This is a genomic window from Clostridia bacterium, from assembly GCA_036654455.1.
Taxonomy (GTDB): Bacteria; Bacillota; Clostridia; order Christensenellales; family CAG-314; genus JAVVRZ01.
In genome coordinates this window covers 1-517 of the sequence record JAVVRZ010000032.1, presented here as the reverse complement: position 1 = coordinate 517, position 517 = coordinate 1, and the positions used below count along the sequence as shown (strand labels likewise).

The window sequence follows — 517 nt, the reverse complement described above, 5'->3', positions numbered from 1 at the left end:
AACAAGTCCATACGGTGGTATTATTAACAAGCTCGCTACAGAAGAGCAACGAACCTTGAAAACGATACAGAATAAGAAACGCAAAGAACGACAGTCAATGATTTTGAGTGATTGTACTTGATGGGGAGAAGCGAAGCGGAGACGCAGAGCGAGAGCCTCACATAAATCAAGAGCAATAACGGATTAAACACAAGAGTTTGATCCTGGCTCAGGACGAACGCTGGCGGCGTGCCTAACACATGCAAGTCGAGCGGAGACATAGGAAGAGCAATCTGAATATGTTTTAGCGGCGGACGGGTGAGTAACGCGTGAGCAATCTGTCTCTTACTGGGGGATAACGCACCGAAAGGTGTGCTAATACCGCATAAGACCACGATACTGACATGGTATTGAGGTCAAAGGAGCAATTCGGTAAGAGGTGAGCTCGCGTCTGATTAGCTAGTTGGTGGGGTAAGGGCCTACCAAGGCGATGATGCGTAGCCGACCTGAGAGGGTGATCGGCCACATTGGAACTGAG

General features: G+C 48.9%; 1 rRNA gene. It reads left to right on the top strand.

Features of this window, described 5'->3' with window-relative positions:
* Positions 1-185: 185 nt before the first annotated feature.
* A 16S ribosomal RNA gene (locus RR062_06280) occupies positions 186-517 on the top strand; the annotation flags it as partial.